Source organism: Olleya sp. NP1-10 (assembly GCF_055804415.1).
Genome location: NZ_CM147840.1, coordinates 863295 through 885391 on the forward strand (window position 1 = coordinate 863295; position 22097 = coordinate 885391).

The window sequence follows — 22097 nt, forward strand, 5'->3', positions numbered from 1 at the left end:
ATTAACAATTTACTGGTATTTTATCGACACGATTTTGGTGACGTCCTCCTTCAAATTTAGTTTCTAAAAATGTATCTACCATTGCAATAGCTTGTTGTACAGCTGTATATCGTGCTGGAATACATATAATGTTAGCATTATTATGTTGTCTTGTCAACTCTGTAATCTCTTTAGTCCAGCAAATTCCTGCTCGTATTTTTTGATGTTTATTAGCTGTCATAGCTACACCATTTGCACTACCGCAAATTAAAATTCCAAATTCAGCTTTATTATTTGCTACATCATCTGCAACAGGATGTACAAAATCTGGATAGTCAACACTATCGTTTGCATCTGTCCCATAGTTATTAACAATGTAACCTTTTGATTTTAAATGTTTAAGGATTTCAAATTTATAATCTGTTCCTGCGTGATCATTACCTATTGCTATTGTCATAGTAGTTGTGTTGTTGTTTAAGTTTTCAAAGTTAATAATTGATTACAAGTAATAATAAGTAATAGGTATTAACTTATTGATAAAACGTAGTTTTGTGTAAACATCATAAAATCAGCAGTTTTTTTATAATTGTTAACTACTATGTGTTTATATCTTGATTACTTGTTAATATCTCTTGATTGTTTTTGAAAACTTTTATTAGGATAAGTCATAAAATTTTACAATCCCTAACATTTAATTAACATGCAAATAAGTTAACCTTAATTTTTTGTAAAGTTATTAGCACTTAATTGTCAATTTTTAACTGTTATTTTTTTTATAGTTATTAATAATTAACCGTTAATACTTGTTACTAACAATTGTTAATAACATACTTAACTACCTTTAAAATTAAGGATTTAAATATTTAATAAGTTGTTAATATAATGCTGTAACTACACAAACAAATCAAAAGCTTAAAAAGTTATACCGCTATTAACAAGCAATAATAATCACTATTTTTTTTAAAATTTTAAAAGAAATAAATGATATATAGTATATATGTGAATAAGTCTAAAATTAAAATTTAATATTAGTTTAATTTTCATTTAATATTAAAAACGTAGCTTTGTATAAACTTAATATCTTCACTTCTTCTCTATTAAGTTAATAATAACAGAATTTCGATTAACTTTATGAAATTCAATTAGATTAAAATTTAAATGACAAAAAAGAAAAAAGGAAACCGTCACATAACAAGATTTCCAACCTTACAAATACAATTCTTAGTATTTTAAAAAAGAAAGAACTAAAACATTTAACTACAAGCAAATAGCTTCTAAATTAGGAGTTAACGATGCTAGTAGTCGCAATCAAATAATTAAAAAATTAGCACAGCTTAAAGCTAAAGACGAGATAGAAGAAGTAGATCGTGGTAAGTTTAAAGCAGTTGTTAACACTGAGTATCATACAGGTATCTTTGATGCTGCACAACGTGGCAACGGTTACGTTATTTGTGATGCTTTTGATACTGATATTTATATAGCTTCTAACAATGTTAATAAAGCATTAGATGGAGACGAAGTAGAATTATACGTTTATAAACGCAGAAAACAAGGTAAACTTGAAGGCGAAATTACCAATATTATAAAACGTGCTAAAACAGAGTACGTTGGGACAATACAAATACATGATAAAAAGAATTTTGCTTTTGTAGTTGTTGATGGTAATAAAATGAAAACTGACATTTTTGTACCTATTAACAAAACACTAAAAGCACAAGATGGTGATAAAGTGGTTGTTACAATGTTAGATTGGCCAGATAAATCAGATTCACCAAACGGAAAAGTAATTAAAGTTTTAGGTAAAGCTGGAGAACATAATACTGAAATACACTCTATTTTAGCTGAGTATGGTTTACCATATGAGTTTCCTCCAGAGGTAGAAGAGTATGCTAATAATATTAATTTAAATATTTTACCAGAAGAAATTGCTAAACGTCGCGATATGCGTCAAGACTTAACTTTTACCATCGATCCTAAAGATGCTAAAGATTTTGATGATGCTTTATCTTTTACAGTTTTAGATAATGGTTTGTATGAAATAGGTATTCATATTGCAGATGTATCTCACTATTTAAAAGAAGGTACTGTCCTTGATGACGAGGCTTATGAACGTGCAACTTCTGTGTATTTAGTAGATAGAGTAGTGCCAATGTTACCAGAAATTTTATCAAATGGTGCATGTTCATTACGTCCAAACGAAGAAAAATATACTTTTTCAGCAGTTTTTAAAATTAATGATAAAGCCGAAATTAAAGACCAATGGTTTGGTCGTACTGTAACTTACAGTGATGCGCGTTTTGCTTATGAAGAGGCTCAGGCAATTATTGAAAATAACATCGCATTTAACAAAGCTGAAATTATTTCTAATCCAGAAAAAATAGATACCAATATTCCAACAGAAGTTGCATTGGATGGTACAGCTTATAAAACCACACTAGAAATTGCACAAGCAGTTTTAAAATTAGATCAATTAGCCAAAAAAATGCGTAGTCAACGTATGCGATCTGGTGCCATTAGTTTTGATAAAGTTGAGGTTAAATTTTCTTTAGATGAAGAAGCTAATCCAATAGGAGTACATTTTAAAACTAGTCAAGATGCCAATAAACTTATCGAAGAGTTTATGTTACTTGCTAACAAAAAAGTATCAGAGTTTGTGTCTAAAATGAAAGCACCAAAAACGTTTATTTATCGTGTACACGATGAGCCAGACGAAAGTAAACTAGCGTCTTTACAAAGCGTTGTATCTAGATTTGGTCACAAATTGGACTTTAAAAGTGGAGGTGATATAGCTGGTGCTTTAAACAAGTTATTAACAGATGTACAAGGTAAAAAAGAACAAAACTTAGTCGATACCTTAGCAATCAGAACCATGTCTAAAGCTGAGTATACTACCAGTAATATTGGTCATTACGGTTTAGCATTTGGAGACTATTCTCATTTTACGTCACCTATTAGACGTTATCCAGACGTTATTGCGCATAGATTATTACAACGTTATTTAGATGGCGAAAAATCTGTCAATGCAGAGAGTTATGAAGAAATGTGTAAACATTGTAGTAACATGGAATATTTAGCAACAAAAGCTGAACGTGACTCGACTAAATACATGCAAATTAGATTTATGCAAGACCATCAAGACGAAGAGTTTGTTGGCGTTATTTCTGGAGCTACAGATTGGGGAATTTATATAGAAATTATCTCTAATAAGTGTGAAGGTATGGTTAGAATAAGAGACGTAAAAGGCGATTATTTTGAGTTTGACCAAGACCAATATGCTATTATTGGACGCGAAACTAAAGTTATGTATCAACTTGGAGATGAAGTTGTTGTAAAAGTTAAAAATGCAGATTTAGAAAAGCGTCATCTAGATTTTGAATTAATTGGTAAGTACCAAGAATAACATATTTTATTGTTAATAAGTACAAATTAAATGTATCACTAACCTTTTGGTAACTGGTACATTTTTTATTTTACAAAACGTTAAATTAAGTTATTAACAGTAACTTTTTATTACATTTAACTACTAATAAATAAACATCAAAACATGATTTTAACTACAACAAATACTATAGAAGGTTTTAAAATAATAGAATATAAAGGCATCATTACAGGTACCTCTTTTGAGATGAAAACTAAATTTTCTTTTAAAACAGAAAAAAACAAAGACATAACAAAAGATGTTATTAATGAAGCTAAAGAACACGCTTTTCAAGAGTTACAAACCAATGCTAGTAATTTAAATGCAAATGCAGTTGTTGGTATTAGTGTAGATATGGAAACCGTTAACGGTTCCTATTTTTTTGTATCTGTTACTGGTACAGCAGTTAGTGTTGCTGCAAATAAATAATTGTTAATAACTGTAACATTCTGCAAAAAGAATGCTCTTTATTAAAACAAATCCTTTTAAAATGAAAAATTTATTACTTGCAATAGTCTTTTTAACATCTACAATTTTAGTAGCACAAAGTCCAATAGATAAAAATGTTGGAGATTTTAATGAAGTTAAAGTTTTTGATTTAATCAAAGTAAGCTTAGTTAAATCAAACGAAAATAAAGTTATGATTACTGGTGAAGATGTTGATGACGTTGAGATTATAATCAAAAATAATACACTTAAAGTACGCATGAAAATTGACCGTAGTTTTGATGGAACCAAAACTTTTGTAGCTGTACATTATACAGATTTAAAAGTTATTGATGCCAATGAAGGTGCTAAAATTGTCGGTAACGAGCTGATAGAACAAGATACTATCGAGTTACGTGCACAAGAAGGCGCATCTATTATTGCTGGTTTAGACGTCGATACAGTTAATGTAAGAGCTGTTTCTGGCGGAATTATAGAAACTAGAGGTAAAGCCTACACTCAAAATATAACGCTTAATACAGGAGGTATTTACGAAGGTCGTGATTTTGAAACCAAAAATACTAATGTAAAAGTAAGAGCTGCTGGTGAAGCAGAAGTCAAAGCAAGTGGTGTAGTAGATGCACGTATTACAGCTGGTGGAAATATTGATATTTATGGTAATCCAAAAACAGTTACTAAAAAACAAACCTTTGGTGGACGTATTGTTGTTAAAGATCAAGAATAAAAATATACTTAAAATAGATAATAAAAGCTTCAATTTAAATTGAAGCTTTTTTATTTTGTAGCTATTGTATTATGTCTTAACTAAATTATTTCTTTACTTTGTATTTAACGCATTTAAACATCCCATGTTAGACGATATTCTTACAGCAATTCCCTTTGGTATAATTCTTTCTTTTACCGTAGGTCCTGTATTTTTTGTATTGTTAGAAACTAGTGCAACCAAAGGTGTTAGAAGTGCTTTAATCTTTGATTCTGGAGTCATTTTAGCAGACATTTTATTTATAGTGGTTGCTTTTTTTAGTACCGAAAAACTTTTAGGTAAAATTGAAAACGATCCTAATTTTGTAATTTTTGGTGGTGTATTACTGGTTTTTTATGGTATTATTTCATTTGTTAAAACGTCCAGATCATTTAGATCTATTGTTAAAGAATACCATAAAGTAGAATTTAAAAAAGGTTATGGTAAACTTTTTATAAAGGGTTTTTTACTTAACTTTATTAATATAGGTGTATTATTAGGTTGGTTAGGTTTTATAGTTTTGGCTAGTAAAATTACAACGTCTCAAAACGGAGTTATTGTTTTTATTACTACAATGATAGTGGCTTATTTTGTAACGGATTTAGTAAAAATTGTAGCAGCTAAACGTCTTAAAAATAAACTAACGCCAAGACTTATTTTTAAAACTAAAAAAATAATAGCTTTAGTTATTTTAGGCTTTGGTATTTTACTATTAGCTCAAGGTTTTTTCCCTGAAGAAAAAGAAAAACTTAAAGAAAAGCTAGAGCAAATTAACCCATTATAACTCCTCATAGCATGAGTACGATTCGATATAAAAAACTTAATTTACCGCTTCGTTTTTGTGTTTCAATTTTACTTTTAGGTGGATTATTTAAAATAATGCATTGGCCAAATTCTAGTGATTTATTATTAATTGCTATTTGTAGTATTATGGTATTATATCCTATTCGGTTTTTTCTTAAAAAAGACAAAGAAACCATGGATTATGTTAAGCTTGGTATAATTCTGTTGTGGTGTTTAAGCAATTTTACTAGGGTAATACATGTGTATCAATTTCCTATACTATTTAATATTGCTTTGTTATTATTGTTTGGTTGGTGGTTTATTAACGAGGGAACAGCCTATTTTAGTAACCAAAACCTTAAGTTAAATGGTATTTATAAAGCCATTTACATTACTATTACTGCAATTATTTTTGGTTGTATTTTGTTTGGCTGTTTATTTAAAATACAACATTGGCCTTATGGTAATTTACTATTTACTGTAGGTATATTATTGGCTTCTATATTTATTATTGTAGATCATTTTTTAAGAAAATAAAACATATATGGCTAAAACCCAATATCATATTTATGTTGTGGAGTTATCTAAAAAAGTATTTACCCAAAATACCAAATTTAGAGCAGCTAATCCACAATTTAATGGTGTTTTAGAATGTTTATATGTTGGTATGACTAGTAAAACTCCTAAAGAACGGTTTTTACAACATAAAACTGGTTATGTTAATAAAAAGGGTCACAAATTATCTTCTAATATTGTCCAAAAATATGGATCTTACTTAAGACCAAGTTTATATAATCACATTGGTCCAATTGCAACTAGAGCAGAAGCTTTAAAAATGGAAGAAGCATTAGCTTTAGACTTACGTCGAAAGAAATATGCAGTCTGGTTTAATTAAAATTTTAGTGGTCATTGAGAGGTACGAAGCAATCTCATAATCTCAAAAAATAGTATAAAAATATAGACATAAAAAAAAGCGCTACTTATATAGTAACGCTTTCTTGAGGTGTCGAGCGGATTCGAACCGCTGTAGATGGTGTTGCAGACCACTGCCTAGCCACTCGGCCACGACACCCTTAATAGGACAGCAAATATAAAAATAATTACTGTTTTACCCTATTTCTGTTAGTTTTTTCTTTTTCTGTTAATTCTACCGTAACCATCTGTACATCACCACCAATCGGAGGATTTATTTTACTTACAGCCACTGTTGCAACAGTAATTAATTTGTCTTCTTTAAAAATACGGTCTAAAATACGCTTAGCAACATGCTCTAAAAGTGCACTTGGTGTAGCCATTTCTTCAACTACAACTTTATTTAAAAAAACATAATCAACAGTATCTTCTAATGCGTCTGTTGCTGTACTTTTTTGTAAATCTGCCTTTACTTTTAAATCTACTCGGTAATCACTTCCTATAGCAGTTTCTTCTTTTAAACAACCATGATAAGCTGTTACGCGTATATTTTCTAACTTAATTATTCCCATTTTCTATAAATTTTCAGCAAAAGTACCTAAAATAGTAGTTTACTAAATTTTTAAAGTGTGGTTAAATTCATTTCAACTAAAAAATAACTAATTTTACAGCGCATTGTTAATTTGGTAGTATGCCAATAAACTTTTAATGTAAAGAATAAAAATATATGTCTGAAGATAAAAAGTCACTCAATTTTTTAGAGCAAATTATAGAAGAAGATTTAAACAATGGTTTAGATCAAAGTAAACTTCGTTTTAGATTTCCGCCAGAGCCTAATGGGTATTTACACATTGGTCATACTAAAGCTATTGGTATTAGTTTTGGTTTAGGAGAAAGATATAATGCACCTGTTAATTTACGTTTTGACGATACAAATCCTGCTAAAGAAGAGCAAGAGTATGTTGATGCTATAAAAGAAGATATTTCTTGGTTGGGTTACCAATGGGCAAACGAGTTATACTCTTCAGACTACTTTCAAATATTATTTGATTGGGCAGTTCAGCTAATTAAAGATGGTAAAGCTTATGTAGACTCTCAGTCTTCTGAAGCTATGGCACAACAAAAAGGTTCACCAACGCAACCAGGTGTAGATGGACCTTTTAGAAACCGTTCTGTTGAAGAAAATCTTGACCTTTTCATGCGCATGAAAAATGGCGAATTTGATGAAGGTGAGCATATTTTACGTGCTAAAATAAACATGCAACATACTAATATGTTAATGCGTGATCCTTTAATGTATCGTATTTTAAAGAAAGCACACCACAGGACAGGTGATACTTGGTGTATTTACCCAATGTATGACTGGACACATGGTGAGAGTGATTATATAGAGCAAATTTCGCATAGTTTATGCTCGTTAGAGTTTAAACCTCACAGAGAGTTGTATGATTGGTTTAAAGAGCAGGTTTATGATTATGCTAAATCAGAATATCCAATGCAACCTAAGCAACGCGAGTTTGCACGTTTAAACCTTAGTTATACTATCATGAGTAAACGTAAGTTGTTACAATTGGTTGAAGATGGTATTGTTAATGGTTGGGACGATCCACGTATGCCTACAATATCTGGTTTACGTCGTCGTGGATTTACACCAAATTCAATCAGAAAATTTGTTGAAACCGTTGGTGTTGCTAAACGCGAAAATATTATAGATTATGCACTTTTAGAGTTTTGTATTCGTGAGGATTTAAACAAAAAAGCACCACGTGTAATGGCTGTTTTAGATCCTTTAAAAGTGGTGATTACTAACTATCCTGATGATAAAGAAGAATGGTTTGAAGCCGAAAACAATCAAGAAGATGCAAGTGCAGGATTTAGAAAAGTTCCTTTTTCTAAAGAGATTTATATTGAAAAAGCAGATTTTAAAGAAGAAGCTGGTAACAAGTTTTTTAGATTAAAACTAGGTGGAGAAGTGCGACTTAAAAATGCTTACATTATAAAAGCAGATAGTGTTGTTAAAGACCAAGCTGGTAATGTAACAGAAGTACACTGTACTTACTCAGAGGATACAGAACGTCGTATAAAAGGAACTTTACATTGGGTAAGTATTAAACATGCTGTAAAAGCTGAAGTTAGAGAATATGACAGATTATTCTCAGACGAAGCTCCAGATAGTCATGAAGACAAATCTTTTATGGATTTTATCAATCCAAACAGTTTAAAAAACATCACAGCTTTTGTAGAACCTAGTTTAAAAGAAGCAAAAGTAGGAGAGCAGTTCCAGTTTCAACGTTTAGGCTATTTTAATGTAGATAATGATTCTACATCAGAGGCTTTAGTATTTAATAAAACGGTTGGTTTACGTGATAGTTGGGCAAAACAAAAGCCTAAAAATAGTACTCAAAATAATCAACAAAAGCAGCCACAACAAAACAACAGACCTGCTATAGAACAAATTAAATCTTACGGTAAAAAGTATGATAGGATGAAGCCTGAGCAACAAGATAAGGCTAAAGCCGAAATCCAAGCACTTGCTAAGGATGTTGCCTATCAAGATCTAGAACCACTATTTGGGACATCGGTTAAAAAAACAGGAACACGTGTTATTACTATGATAACTTTAGGTGTTTTAATAGATAATGGTTTAGATAAAACCGAAGCTATAGATGACTTTATAAATAAAGCACTTGAAGATAAAAGTGAATTATTGGTTAACGAAGCTAAAGCAATAAACAAATAATTATAAGCCTACCTAATGTCATTTATTAGGTAGGTTCTTTTTTTTCAGTTGAAACAGTTTAACATACTTTTTATATTTATTCTTATTTGTATACAATATACAAATGCACAAGAGTATCCTGTTATCCAGGATATGGTAACAGATAATGCAGGTATTTTTAGTGACTACGAAGCTCAAAATTTACGTGAAAAGTTAATACAATATGAGCTTGATACCTCTCATGAAATTGTAGTTTTAACAATAAAAGAATTAGGAAATAATACTATAGAACAATATGCTAATGGTATATTTAATCAAGAAAAAAATAAATTTGGTAAAGACAATGTAGATAATGGTCTTTTACTTTTAATTGCACCTAACCAAAGACAAGTTAGAATTGAAGTTGGTAATGGATTTGAGCCCATTATAACTGATGTTTTTTCATCTCATATTATTGATTATATCTTAACACCTTATTTTAAAAAAGAACAATATTTTGAAGGTGTAAATCATGCAATTTATGAAATAATTCAGCTAATTCAAGATCCTATTTATGCTCAAGAATTTGGTGATATTTACAGAAAAAAAGCTGAAGAATCTGAGATAAGTCCAGTTACTAAAGTTTTTGCATCCCTATTTTTAACTCTAGTATTTACTATAGTTTTATACTATTGCTATTGCAAATTTGTACTAAAAGCAAGCATGTGGAAAACTAAAATTAAACCATTATATAATAAATATAAACTAAAGTTTTGGTTATTTGTTATTGCACTTTTTTGTGTTGTTTATAATTTTTATACCCTGTCATGGATACTTTTTATGATTCTGTTTGTATCAAGTTTTTTATCAATATTTGTGTTTGTTGGATTTGGTATAATTTTAAAATTAGCTTTTAAAAGAGCCATAACTATTTTTAAAAGTCTTTTAACTGGTAAACTAGGTTTTATTAATTTCTGGTGGTATTTTCCTTTAACTTTTTTATTATTTTTTGCAGCTTTTGCATTTGGATTTACTCCAATTATGATGGGCTTTTTTATGTTAATTACTATTGTATTTAACAAAGATGTTAATGAGATGATATCAAATTTCTCATGGGAATTTTATGTTATTGCTATCGCACTTATTTTTATTTCATTGTTTGTAATAGCTATTGTTAGGGCAATCAAAAAAATTAAAAGTAGTTATAAAGAAACTTTTGGTTTTTCTATTTTTAAAATGGGAGTTGGTTTATCAGCTAAAAGAAGTAATGGTAGTGGTTCTTCTAGAGATTACTCGTCTTCTGGTTCTAGAAGTTACTCATCCTCATCACGAAGCAGTAGTTATTCAGGTGGAGGAGGACGCTCATCTGGTGGAGGCGCTAGTGGTAGTTGGTAATTAGTATTGTAACATTTTTTTGTTTTTTGATACCAATAACTAGCTTTTAAGCTTTACTTTATAAACTTGATAGACTTTAAAATACATGATTCTGTTTTAGATCTTCCAGATACTTGGAATACTCTAGCAACACACGATATTTTTTTACAAACCCGTTTTTTAAAAGGCTTAGAAGCCTCTTGTCCTAAAAATATAAAAACGCATTACATTTCAATTTATGATAACCAACAACAAGTTGGTTTAGCAGTCGTACAGCGTGTTAAAATATATATTGATGACGTATTTAGAAACCCAACAGATAATGCATTAAAACGCTTTGCAAAAGCTGTTATAGCTCAAGTTGTTAAAGGTAATGCTTTAATTGTTGGTAATTTAATGCATACAGGGCAGCATGGTTTATTTTTTGATCAAAAGCACATTAGCCAAACCGATTTTTTAGATACTGTTTTTAATGCTTTAAATACGTTAGCATTAACTATCAAAAATAAGGAAGGTAAAACTATACGTATTATAGGTTTTAAAGATTATTTTACGACAGATAGTATCCATTTAAATACCTCTTTATTTACTAAAAATCAATTATACAAAGTACAAGTCCAACCAAGTATGGTTTTGCGTTTAAAACAGGAGTGGAGTAGTATTGATAACTATGTTATCAGTCTTAAAAAGAAATACAGAAGCAGATATAGAACAGCGCTTAAAAAAGCTAATAGCATTGTAAAAAAGGAATTAGATTTAAATGCTATTGTTATGGAATCTGAACAGTTATTTACTTTATATAAATACGTTTCAGATAATGCTAAAGTCAATTCATTTGTATTAGACCAACAGCATTTTTTCAATTTAAAAAAATATTTAAAACAAGATTTTAAGGTGTTTGGTTACTATTTAAATGGTAAACTTATTGGATTTTATACCTTAATTATTAATAATTCTGATTTAGAAACCTATTTTTTGGGATACGATCCTAAGCATCAACATAAGTATCAATTGTATTTAAATATGTTGTATGATATGCTAGCTTTTGGAATTGATAATAACTTAAAGCAAGTCGTCTATGCTAGAACAGCACTTGAAATAAAAAGCTCAATAGGAGCAAAGCCTGAAGTGATGTATATTTATATGAAACATACTAATACTCTATTTATAAATCCTGCTTTAAGATACATTGTAAAAACTTTAAATCCAGTTAAAAAGTGGGAACAAAGACATCCTTTTAAATAGTATTTTAATAAACCTTTAGCAGTATTAATTTTGTATTGGTTTGTTTTTAATTTATTTTAAATCAATAACTTAAAAACACAATTAACATGAGTAATACACAAGATTTACTAACTAAGATATCACAAAAAACAATTCAAATAAAAAGGGATTATCCAGAACTACAAAAGTATCTTGATGAGACTAGAATTACCTTACCACAAGGTGATAACTCTTCTGCTAAAGTAGACCAAGAAGCCTTACAAAACTATTTAAATACTTTGGATGAAATGGTTACAAAGTATAAGTCTAAATAAAAAAGTCTCAAAATTTAATTTGAGACTTTTAATGTTTAAAGATATTAAGATGTTATTCACTTAACGTTTCCGTTTTTGTATCATCTTCTGGTATTACTAAACTGGTTTCAAAATCTGGTAGAACCATATTTAATAATGCTTTGTTTTTGATTTGTTTAGCTTCAATAAAGTACCAAAATTTAGCTTCATTGTTATAAATTCCTAATAAATAACTTTTAGATTTAATACGCATGTTACTCATTTTCATTTGATTAAAATTTTCAACAACACATCTGTATTGATCTTGTTCAAAGACTACTTCTGAGACATCAATTACATCAGCTTTTTCAAATACAAATCCTTCAGACTTCATTTGATCAAAAGTTTGTTCTATTAATTTAATACCAGCTTCTTCTCCACCCATTAATTCTATTACTTTTGGTAGAGTATGTTTAAAAACTGTTTTATAATCTTCACTTAAAGTAGCTTTACTGGTGATTGTAGCATCACGTAAAGCTTCTTTTTTTGTTTGACCAAAGGTTACGGAAACCGTTAGTAATAATACTATTATTAGCTTATTCATCTTCGTTTCTTCTTTCTTTAGCTTTATTTAATTTAGCTTGTTTCATGGCTTCACCAATCTCATTACTTGCAGAAAAACTAGCAACCATATCGTTTAACATGTTACTTCCTGCTTGAGGTGAGTTTGGTAATAATATTAAGTTACTGTTTGTTTCTCCTCCAATAGCTTGTAAGGTATCATAATGTTGTGTTACTACTATTAATGCTGAGGCTTCTTGACTGTTAATTCCAACACGATTTAAAACATCTACAGACTCTTCTAAACCTCTTGCAATCTCACGTCTTTGGTCAGCAATACCTTGACCTTGTAAACGCTTACTTTCTGCTTCTGCTTTTGCTTTTTCAACAATTAAAATACGTGCAGCATCTCCTTCAAATTGTGCAGCAGTTTTTTCTCTATCTGCAGCATTAATACGGTTCATGGCTGCTTTTACTTGAGCATCTGGATCTATATCTGTTACTAATGTTTTAATAATATCAAAACCATATTCTGACATAGCATCATTTAATTCGGTTTTTACTGCAATTGCAATATCATCCTTTTTAACAAATACATCGTCTAATTTCATTTTTGGTACCTCTGCACGTACAACATCAAATACGTAACTTGTAATTTGCTCATGTGGATAATCTAATTTATAAAAAGCATCGTAAACTTTTTGACTAATCACACGATATTGTACTGATACTTTTAGTCTAACAAATACATCATCTAAAGTTTTTGTTTCTATAATAACGTCTAATTGTTGAATTTTAAGACTTAGTCTACCTGCTATTTTATCAACAATAGGGATTTTTAAATGAAGTCCAGATTGACGTATACTATGGAATTTACCAAAACGTTCTATAATTACAGCTGTTTGTTGTTTAACAACAAAAAAGGCTGAAATTAGAATCACTAAGCCAATGACTATAAAAGGGATAAAAGAATAATTACTCATAAATAATGGATTTAATGGTTATACTATGGTTACTAAATTAAGTTATATTTGTCCACAAACGACTTAATTTATTATGAAAAAACTTCAATACACTTTATTAGTAGCTCTAACTATAGGTTTTGTTACAAAAAACTTTGCACAACGTAGTAAATATGTCATAAAAAATGGATTTTCTATTGGTGGCGGAATTACCCAGTTTGATATTATTACAGACAATTTTGAAACTAAAAAAGGTGATGGTTGGATTGGTAATATGACTGCTACTGTTGAGATACCTCACAAATGGTATAATTTAAGTTATGGTATGCAATTATCAGAAAACACGATAAGCACTACTGGTTTTGATGTACCATTGTCAAGTATTGCCGAAGATATAGAGTATAAAATATTTACAGCTCAATTACAATTTTTATGGCATGCAAAACCATTTAAGACGTCTCATTTTACCATAGATTTTGGTCCAATGTTACAATATAATAGTGATTTAGAATTAAGTGATGATGAACAAGAAAATTTTATTCTAGCAGATTTTAATACTGTTCAAGCTAAGGCTGTTAAAGATTTAACTAATTTTAATGTTAATGGTAGCATTGGAGCTACTTTAGGTATAGGTTTTTTTAAAGTAAGAGCACAGTATATTTATGGTTTTACAAATATTTTAGGTGCTTTAAATGACTCAGAATTTAATCAAGTTTTAGGTAGAGATTTTAAAGGAAACCAAAGTATGTTTGCTTTTACTGGTATGATAACCTTTTAAATCATAAAAATATAATACAATAAAAAAAGCCATCTAATTTAGATGGCTTTTTTTATAATTATAAGGTGTCTATTAGTTTTTCAATACGTTTAATACTTTCGTTTTTACCTATCAAAAACATAATATCAAAAACATCTGGTCCTTGTAATGCACCAACTAATGCTAAACGCAGTGGCATCATGACTTTACCAAAGCCAATTTCGTTTGATGTAATCCAACCTTTAACCTCTTTTTGAAGCGTTTCTACTTCAAAATCTGTAATATTTGATACAATACCTAATACGTCTGTCATTATTGTTTTAGTATCGTCTTTAAAAGCTTTTTTAGAGGCTTTTTCATCGTAACTTTCTGGTGCTACAAAAAAGTAGCTACTTAAATTCCAAAAGTCATTAACAAAGGTGGCACGTTCTTTAACTAAACCTACTACTAATGCTATATAATTAACATCTATAGAGGCTAATTGTTCATGGTTTTTCTGAAATGCTTCAGCTAAATCTTCATTAGACTGTTCTTGCATATAATGGTGATTAAACCATTTAATTTTGTCTGGATCAAAACGTGCTCCTGCTTTATTAACACGATCTAAATCAAAAGCAGCAACTAGTTCTTCTAAAGTAAACATTTCTTGTTCTGTACCAGGATTCCAACCTAAAAAGGCTAAAAAATTTACAACTGCTTCTGCAAAATAACCCTCTTCTTTGTATCCTTTAGCTATATCACCAAATTCTGGATTCCATTCTAACGGAAATACAGGAAACCCTAATTTGTCTCCATCACGTTTACTTAATTTACCTTTTCCTGTAGGTTTTAAAATTAATGGTAAGTGTGCAAATTGTGGTGCTTCCCAACCAAATGCTGTGTATAATTGGTAGTGTAACGCTAAGCTTGGCAACCACTCTTCACCACGTATTACATGAGAGATTTCCATTAAATGGTCATCTACAATATTAGCTAAGTGATACGTTGGCATACCATCTGACTTAAATAATACTTTATCATCTAAAATGTTAGTATCTATTTTTATATCTCCACGTATGATATCTTTTAGATGTAATGTTTGGTCTTGAGGACTTTTAAATCTAATGACATAATCATCTCCAGCGTCTAACTTAGCTTTTACTTCAGCTTCTGTTAAGGATAACGAGTTACTTAATTTTAAGCGGTTATGCCAATTATAGATAAATGTTTTTCCTTTAGACTCGTGATCTGTTCTGTGATAATTTAACTCTTCAGAGGTATCAAAAGCATAATAAGCATTTCCGCTAGCAACTAATTGATCAGCATATTCTTTATAAAGTGCTTTACGTTCTGATTGTCTGTAAGGTCCAAATTTTTCGTTTTTACCTGGTCCTTCATCAAAAGGGATGTTACACCAATTAAGTGAATTAATTATATAGTCTTCTGCACCTTCAATATAACGATTTTGGTCTGTATCTTCAATACGTAACACAAATGTTCCGTTATGCTTTTTAGCAAATAAATAGTTAAAAAGGGCTGTTCTAACGCCTCCTATATGTAAAGGTCCTGTTGGACTTGGTGCAAAACGCACTCTAACTTGTTTTGACATGGTATTTTAAATATATAATAACTTAATAATGATGTATTTAAATCTTAAATAAAGCTTCGTTTTAAACGTGTTTTAAAATCTTTTTAGCAAAGATAGAATGACTAAGACAAACAACAAAGAAATAGCCAATAACAATTAATTTGGCTGGCTTTTTTTCCGCGAAAGCGATATCCTTTAACATTAACTTATAACGCAATGTATTTAAGTGTAAAAATAAAACTGTATTTTAGTCTGTTAAATAACGTTTTACTTGGATAATTTTAATAACATACAGCATAAATTAGAGCAATTTATTAGAAAATATTACACCAATGAGTTAATAAAAGGTGCCATTTTATTTTTTAGTATTGGATTGCTATATTTTATTTTTACTCTTTTAATCGAGCATTTTTTATGGCTTAATAGTTTTGCTAGAACGGTCTTATTTTGGTTATTTATAGTTGTTGAGGTAACCTTGTTTGCTAAGTTTATAATATTACCATTAGCTAAGCTATTTAAGCTTCAAAAGGGTATTGACTATAAAAAAGCTTCTGTAATTATTGGTAATCATTTTACTGAGGTTAATGATAAATTACTTAATGTTTTACAATTAAAAGAAGATAGTAATGCCTCAGAGTTACTACTTGCTAGTATTGATCAAAAGGTGGAAGAACTTAATCCTATTCCGTTTAAACTAGCGGTTAATTTTAAACAGAATGTCAAGTATTTAAAATATGCAGCAATACCAATCTTAATTGTGTTGATTTTTACTGTTTCAGGAAAGTTAAATTGGTTTAGTGATAGCTACAATCGTGTGATTAATTATCAAACCGCTTATGAGCCTCCTGCACCTTTTCAGTTTTTTGTTTTAAACGTAAACCTACAGACTAACCAAAACCAAACGTTTAGGTTAATTGCTACTACTGAAGGTCAAGTTTTACCTCAAGACGCCCAAATTACCTACAATAACCAAACATATTATTTACAACAACATCAAGCTGGTACTTTTGAGTATGTTTTTGAACAACCTAAACAAGATATTACTTTTAATTTAACAGCTAATGGTATTACCTCTAAACCTTATACTTTAAAAGTATTACAAGTCCCAACATTATTAGGTTTTAATATGGTTTTAGATTATCCAAATTATACTAATAAACGCAATCAAACCGTAAAAGGAATAGGTAATGCAATTGTACCACAAGGGACTAAAATAACATGGCAACTTAATACTAAAGCAACAACAGCAGTAACTTTAATTGGACGTGATAGTATAGCTTTTAAAAGCGAAAAACCTGGAGTTTTTGAAGCGTCTAAACAATTGTATAATAGTTTTGATTATAATATAAGTACTAGTAATAGTAACCTTAAAAATTACGAAAACTTAGCCTATAGTATACAGGTAATTAAAGATCAATATCCAGAGCTTACAATCCAATCTAAAACGGATAGTTTAGATTTGCAAACCCTTTATTTTAAAGGACAAGTAAGTGATGATTATGGTTTAAATAAATTACAATTAGTGTATTATCCTAGTGGTAATGAAACCGAAAAGAAGACAGTTAATATTCCTGTTTCAAAATCTAATTTTGATCAGTTTTTAAGCACTTTTCCAAATACACTTCCTATTGAAGAAGGGGTTGCCTACGATTTGTATTTTGAAGTCTTTGATAATGATGCAGTAAATAAAAATAAAAGCACAAAAAGTAATGTTTTTAGCTACCGCAAACGTACCAAAGATGAAGAAGAGCAAAAACAACTTCAAGAACAAAATAAAACAATTCAAGATTTAAATAAATCATTAGAAAAATTTGACAAGCAACAACAAGAGCTTCAGGAATTGTCAAAAACTCAAAAAGAAAAATCAGAATTAAATTTTAACGATAAAAAGAAATTTGAAAACTTCCTAAAAAGACAAAAGGAGCAAGAACAAATGATGAAACAGTTTAATAAAAAGTTGAAAGACAACTTAGAGCAGTTTCAGAATGATAATAAAGAAAAAGATCAATTTAAAGAAGATTTAAAAGAACGTCTTAAAGATAATGAAGATCAACTTAAGCAAGACGAAAAATTACTTGAAGAATTACAAAAAATTAAAGATAAAATTAGTAAAGAAGAATTTTCTAAAAGATTAGATAATCTAGCAAAAAAAGCAAAAAGCCACAAACGAAGTTTAGAGCAATTAGTAGAACTTACCAAACGTTATTATGTCACTAAAAAAATGGAAAAAATTAGTGAGGACCTTGATACACTTGCTAAAGAACAAGACAAACTAGCTAATTCTGATACTAAAGAGAACTCTAAAGATAAGCAAGACGAGCTAAATAAAAAGTTTGAAGATTTGCAAAAGCAAATGAATGACTTAGAAAAAGATAATCAGGATTTAAAAAATCCAATGGATTTTCCTAGAAATAAAAATACAGAAGATAACATTAAACAAGACCAACAAGACGCATCTAAAGATCTTCAAGATAAGCAAGAGTCTCAAGATTCAGAACAACAAAAATCAAAACAAAAATCTGCTAAACAAAAACAAAAAAGTGCGGCTCAAAAAATGAAGCAAATGAGCATGAGTATGCAAATGCAAATGTCTGGTGCTGCTCAAGAACAGTTAGAAGAAGATATCGCTATGTTGCGTCAAATATTAGATAACTTAGTTATATTTTCAATGGATGAAGAAGCATTAATGAATCGTTTTAAAGCAATTGAAATAAACCATAATGAATATGCTAATTATCTAAAAAAACAAAAAGAATTACGTACTCATTTTGAGCATGTAGACGACAGTTTATTTGCAATATCATTACGTCAACCTAAATTTTCAGAAGATATTAATCGTGAGATTAATGAAGTTTATTATAATGTAGATGAAGCTTTGGCCGATTTTTCTGAAAACAGAATTTATCAAGGTGTATCGTCACAACAATACGTATTAACCTCTGCTAATAATTTAGCCGATTTTTTAAGTAGTGCTCTTGACAATATGCAAAACCAAATGGGTATGCCAATGCCTGGACAAGGAGAAGGAGGTATGCCAATGCCTGATATTATTATTAGTCAAGAGGCTTTAGCTAAACAAATGGAACAAGCTATGAAAAAAGGTAAAGATGGAAATAAAGGCGAAGATGGTGAGAAAGGCGAATCTGGTGAAAAAGGTGAAAAGGGTGAGAAAGGTCAAAATGGAGAGCAAGGAGAGAATGGAGAAGGAGGGAAGTCAGGTAAAGAAGGTAAGCAAGGTAAAAATGGCCAAGGTCAAAATAAAGGAGAAGGTCAAGGAGGTTTTCAAAATGGGCAAGACGGATTTAATGAAGATATAAATGGTCAATTATTTAAAATCTATCAAGAACAACAAATGTTACGTCAAGCCCTAGAGCAACGTCTAGATAAAGAAGGTTTAGGTCAAAATAGTGATGCTAGACAATTATTAAAAGATATGGAGCAAATCGAAATGGATTTAATTAATAAAGGCTTCACTAACCAAACGCTTTCTAAAATGATGAATATTCAACATCAGCTTTTAAAAGTAGAAAATGCAGTCTTGCAACAAGGTGAAGAACAAAAGCGTCAATCTAAAACAAATACCAAGCAATTTAAAAATACAACCACTAATCCAGAGGACAGAGCTAAACAATATTTTAACACCACAGAAATATTGAATAAGCAAACCTTACCTTTGCAACAAATTTATAAACAGAAAGCACAAGAGTACTTTAAACAACAAAATGATTAATTTTAACTACGAAACAGATTTTAAGCTTCTAGATGACGCTAAAATTTCTAATTGGATATCAAGTATCATAATTAAAGAAAAATGTAAAGAAGATGAGATAAACTATGTGTTTTGTGACGATGATTATTTGCATAAGTTAAATGTACAGTTCTTAGATCACGATACTTTAACAGATGTTATTAGCTTTGATTATAGTGTAGGTAAAAAGCTACAAGGTGATATTTTTATTTCTGTTGAAAGAGTTAAGGATAATGCTAAAGATTTTAATGTTGAATTTGAATCAGAATTACATCGCGTTATCATTCATGGAATTTTACACTACTGTGGTTATAAAGATAAAACCGAAGCTGATGCTTCTGAAATGAGACTTAAAGAAAATGAAGCTTTAGCCTTGCTTCAAACAATGTAATTGTTTGTTGTATATTTGCACGCTTAAATTTTTTAAGATACAAAACGTTCCACGTGGAACAATCAAATAAATAAAAATTAAATAGTGTTTAGTTTTTTTAAAAATATAAGCTATCCATTATTTAAATAAATTAAAATTATGTTTAACGAAGTTTACGATGTAATAGTTGTTGGAGCTGGACACGCAGGAAGTGAAGCAGCAGCATCTGCAGCTAATATGGGAAGCAAGACTTTGCTTATTACCATGAATTTGCAAAACATTGCACAGATGTCTTGTAATCCTGCAATGGGTGGAATTGCAAAAGGACAAATTGTAAGAGAGATTGATGCGCTTGGAGGTTACTCGGGAATTGTGAGTGACACGTCAGCTATTCAATTTAAAATGCTGAACAAATCTAAAGGACCTGCAATGTGGAGTCCAAGAGTCCAAAGTGACAGAATGCGTTTTGCTGAAGATTGGAGGTTGTTATTAGAGCAAACTAAAAATTTAGATTTCTATCAAGAAATGGTTTCTGGTCTAATTGTTGAAAATGGAAAAGTTTGTGGTATTACAACATCGCTTGGTGTGAAGATAAAATCTAAAACTGTTGTCTTAACTAACGGAACTTTTTTAAATGGATTAATTCATATTGGAGATAAAAATTTTGGTGGAGGTAGAGCAGGAGAAAGAGCTGCAACCGGAATTACAGAACAGCTTGTAAATTTAGGTTTTGAATCTGGTAGAATGAAAACAGGAACACCTCCTAGAGTTGATGGACGATCTTTAGATTTTTCAAAAATGGTAGAACAACCAGGAGATGTTAATCCTGAAAAATTTTCTTATTTAGATACTACAAAACCGTTAACGCAACAACGTTCTTGTCATATGTCTTACACTAGCAATATAGTGCATGATTTGTTGAGAGAAGGTTTTGATCGTTCGCCAATGTTTAATGGTCGAATTAAAAGTTTGGGTCCAAGATATTGTCCCTCTATTGAAGATAAAATAAATCGTTTCGCAGATAAAGACAGGCATCAATTATTTGTTGAACCTGAAGGTTGGAATACTGTTGAATATTATATTAATGGTTTCTCAACTTCGCTTCCTGAAGATGTTCAATTTAAAGCTTTAAGTTCTGTTGCTGGTTTTGAAAACGTGAAATTTTTTAGACCTGGTTATGCAATAGAATATGATTATTTTCCACCTACACAATTAAAGCATACACTAGAAACTAAATTAGTTGATGGGTTATATTTTGCTGGTCAAATAAATGGAACAACAGGATATGAAGAAGCAGCATCTCAAGGTTTGATGGCTGGTATAAATGCAACTTTAAAAGTGCAAGAACGTGATCCGTTTATCTTAAAAAGAGATGAAGCTTATATAGGTGTTTTAGTGGATGATTTAATTACTAAAGGTACAGAAGAACCTTATCGAATGTTTACCTCTAGAGCAGAGTATAGGACTCTTTTACGTCAAGATAATGCTGATATTAGATTAACTCCAAAAGGTTATGATTTAGGATTAGCTTCTGAGAAACGTCTTAAAAGAATGGAGGAGAAGCATCAGTCTGCTGAGCAGTTTGTACAGTTTTTCAGAGATACTAGTGTTACACCAAAAGAGATTAATCCAGTCTTAGAAGCAAAGAATTCAGCTGCTATTAGACAGCAGGATAAGATGTTTAAAATGTTCGCAAGACCTAATATTAGTATCGAAGATATGAAGCAAATAGCATCGGTATCTGAGTATATTAATGATAATAATTTGGACCGAGAAGTTATAGAACAGACAGAAATTCAGGTTAAATATTCCGGCTATATTGCTAAAGAAAAGAGTAATGCTGATAAGTTATCTAGGCTAGAAAATATAAAAATTCCAGCTAATTTTGACTACTCAAAACTTCAATCTATGAGTCTTGAGGCAAGAGAAAAGTTAAACAAAATACAACCTGTTACCATATCTCAAGCATCAAGAATTAGTGGAGTTTCTCCATCAGATATTTCTGTTTTGCTAGTCTATATGGGACGATAATTTTATAAAAAAGGGCTAACGTTCCACGTGGAACGTTAGCCCTTTTTTTGTTTTTATAGTTAAATTAAACTTTAAAACACCTTTTATTTGTATCTGATTTTACCCTTTGTTTTATTGAGATAAGTATAAAACACATCTTAATTATAATGATTTTTGTGTTTAAATGGAGTGTAAAAGTGGTCAGTATTTTAAGTTTTTTAAGTCTAATTTAGATGTTTTTTTATAACGAAACGAAGACTTAATATTGATAAA

The 22097-nt window shown here is 30.0% G+C and carries 18 protein-coding genes, 1 tRNA gene and 1 pseudogene; 14 read left to right on the plus strand and 6 right to left on the minus strand.

All coding sequences use genetic code 11. The annotated features are described in order from the left end of the window. Window position 1: 1 nt before the first annotated feature. Window positions 2-436, minus strand: a complete 435-nt coding sequence (gene rpiB, locus AC0L4B_RS03925; RefSeq protein ID WP_028288870.1) for a ribose 5-phosphate isomerase B — start codon at window positions 434-436, stop codon at window positions 2-4. Between the two features lie 739 nt (window positions 437-1175). Between rpiB and AC0L4B_RS03930 the strand changes: the two are divergent. The 6 genes and pseudogenes from AC0L4B_RS03930 to AC0L4B_RS03955 all read left to right on the plus strand — a co-directional run bounded on the left by AC0L4B_RS03930 (window position 1176) and on the right by AC0L4B_RS03955 (window position 6264). After that, window positions 1176-3379 (plus strand): annotated as a pseudogene (locus AC0L4B_RS03930) (ribonuclease R family protein). 144 nt (window positions 3380-3523) lie between these two features. Next, window positions 3524-3826: a YbjQ family protein gene (locus AC0L4B_RS03935; protein ID WP_473438639.1), complete on the plus strand. Its 303-nt coding sequence runs from the start codon at window positions 3524-3526 to the stop codon at window positions 3824-3826. A gap of 61 nt (window positions 3827-3887) precedes the next feature. After that, window positions 3888-4568 carry a head GIN domain-containing protein gene (locus AC0L4B_RS03940; RefSeq protein WP_473438640.1) on the plus strand — a complete coding sequence of 227 codons (681 nt, stop codon included), beginning with the start codon at window positions 3888-3890 and terminating at the stop codon, window positions 4566-4568. A gap of 124 nt (window positions 4569-4692) precedes the next feature. Further along, window positions 4693-5370, plus strand: coding sequence for a LysE family translocator (locus AC0L4B_RS03945; RefSeq protein ID WP_473438641.1), 678 nt, complete (start codon window positions 4693-4695; stop codon window positions 5368-5370). Between the two features lie 11 nt (window positions 5371-5381). Next, a complete protein-coding gene (locus AC0L4B_RS03950) occupies window positions 5382-5906 on the plus strand; it encodes a GldL-related protein (protein ID WP_473438642.1) in 525 nt (174 codons plus the stop codon). 7 nt (window positions 5907-5913) lie between these two features. Beyond that, on the plus strand, window positions 5914-6264 hold the full coding sequence (locus AC0L4B_RS03955) for a ribose-5-phosphate isomerase (RefSeq protein WP_473438643.1): 351 nt from the start codon (window positions 5914-5916) through the stop codon (window positions 6262-6264). A 106-nt stretch (window positions 6265-6370) separates the two neighbouring features. Here AC0L4B_RS03955 and AC0L4B_RS03960 read toward each other — a convergent pair. After that, window positions 6371-6441, minus strand: a tRNA-Cys gene (locus AC0L4B_RS03960). A 28-nt stretch (window positions 6442-6469) separates the two neighbouring features. Next, window positions 6470-6853, minus strand: a complete 384-nt coding sequence (folB, locus tag AC0L4B_RS03965; protein WP_473438644.1) for a dihydroneopterin aldolase — start codon at window positions 6851-6853, stop codon at window positions 6470-6472. Window positions 6854-7008: 155 nt separating this feature from the next. Here folB and AC0L4B_RS03970 point away from each other — a divergent pair, with 155 nt between their 5' ends. The 4 genes from AC0L4B_RS03970 to AC0L4B_RS03985 all read left to right on the plus strand — a co-directional run bounded on the left by AC0L4B_RS03970 (window position 7009) and on the right by AC0L4B_RS03985 (window position 11891). Next, the gene (locus tag AC0L4B_RS03970; RefSeq protein WP_473438645.1) at window positions 7009-9021 is read left to right on the plus strand and encodes a glutamine--tRNA ligase/YqeY domain fusion protein; all 2013 of its coding nucleotides are present in this window, start codon (window positions 7009-7011) and stop codon (window positions 9019-9021) included. A gap of 132 nt (window positions 9022-9153) precedes the next feature. After that, window positions 9154-10374, plus strand: coding sequence for a TPM domain-containing protein (locus tag AC0L4B_RS03975; RefSeq protein ID WP_473438646.1), 1221 nt, complete (start codon window positions 9154-9156; stop codon window positions 10372-10374). A 66-nt stretch (window positions 10375-10440) separates the two neighbouring features. Continuing rightward, window positions 10441-11598, plus strand: a complete 1158-nt coding sequence (locus AC0L4B_RS03980; protein ID WP_473438647.1) for a GNAT family N-acetyltransferase — start codon at window positions 10441-10443, stop codon at window positions 11596-11598. Between the two features lie 86 nt (window positions 11599-11684). After that, the gene (locus tag AC0L4B_RS03985) at window positions 11685-11891 is read left to right on the plus strand and encodes a hypothetical protein (protein WP_028288861.1); all 207 of its coding nucleotides are present in this window, start codon (window positions 11685-11687) and stop codon (window positions 11889-11891) included. 52 nt (window positions 11892-11943) lie between these two features. Here AC0L4B_RS03985 and AC0L4B_RS03990 read toward each other — a convergent pair whose 3' ends face one another. Both AC0L4B_RS03990 and AC0L4B_RS03995 read right to left on the minus strand, forming a co-directional pair. After that, complete coding sequence (locus AC0L4B_RS03990) at window positions 11944-12453, minus strand: hypothetical protein (RefSeq protein WP_473438648.1); 510 nt, start codon at window positions 12451-12453, stop codon at window positions 11944-11946. Then, the gene (locus AC0L4B_RS03995; protein WP_473438649.1) at window positions 12446-13393 is read right to left on the minus strand and encodes an SPFH domain-containing protein; all 948 of its coding nucleotides are present in this window, start codon (window positions 13391-13393) and stop codon (window positions 12446-12448) included. The genes AC0L4B_RS03990 and AC0L4B_RS03995 overlap by 8 nt, the downstream gene beginning before the upstream one ends. 73 nt (window positions 13394-13466) lie before the next feature. Between AC0L4B_RS03995 and AC0L4B_RS04000 the strand changes: the two genes are divergently transcribed. Next, window positions 13467-14150, plus strand: a complete 684-nt coding sequence (locus AC0L4B_RS04000) for a hypothetical protein (RefSeq protein WP_473438650.1) — start codon at window positions 13467-13469, stop codon at window positions 14148-14150. 58 nt (window positions 14151-14208) lie between these two features. Here the strand turns inward: AC0L4B_RS04000 and gltX are convergent, their stop codons facing one another. After that, window positions 14209-15717 (minus strand): glutamate--tRNA ligase, encoded by a 1509-nt coding sequence (gene gltX / locus AC0L4B_RS04005; protein ID WP_473438651.1) that lies wholly within the window; start codon window positions 15715-15717, stop codon window positions 14209-14211. A gap of 250 nt (window positions 15718-15967) precedes the next feature. On the opposite strand from gltX, the gene AC0L4B_RS04010 reads away from it, so the two are divergent. The 3 genes from AC0L4B_RS04010 (at window position 15968) to mnmG (ending at window position 21845) form a co-directional block, all read left to right on the plus strand. Continuing rightward, on the plus strand, window positions 15968-19426 hold the full coding sequence (locus AC0L4B_RS04010) for a hypothetical protein (protein WP_473438652.1): 3459 nt from the start codon (window positions 15968-15970) through the stop codon (window positions 19424-19426). Continuing rightward, the gene (ybeY, locus tag AC0L4B_RS04015) at window positions 19419-19835 is read left to right on the plus strand and encodes an rRNA maturation RNase YbeY (protein WP_473438653.1); all 417 of its coding nucleotides are present in this window, start codon (window positions 19419-19421) and stop codon (window positions 19833-19835) included. Before AC0L4B_RS04010 ends, ybeY begins: the two co-directional genes overlap by 8 nt. Before the next feature lie 138 nt (window positions 19836-19973). Beyond that, complete coding sequence (gene mnmG, locus AC0L4B_RS04020; protein ID WP_473438654.1) at window positions 19974-21845, plus strand: tRNA uridine-5-carboxymethylaminomethyl(34) synthesis enzyme MnmG; 1872 nt, start codon at window positions 19974-19976, stop codon at window positions 21843-21845. Window positions 21846-22097: the final 252 nt, after the last annotated feature.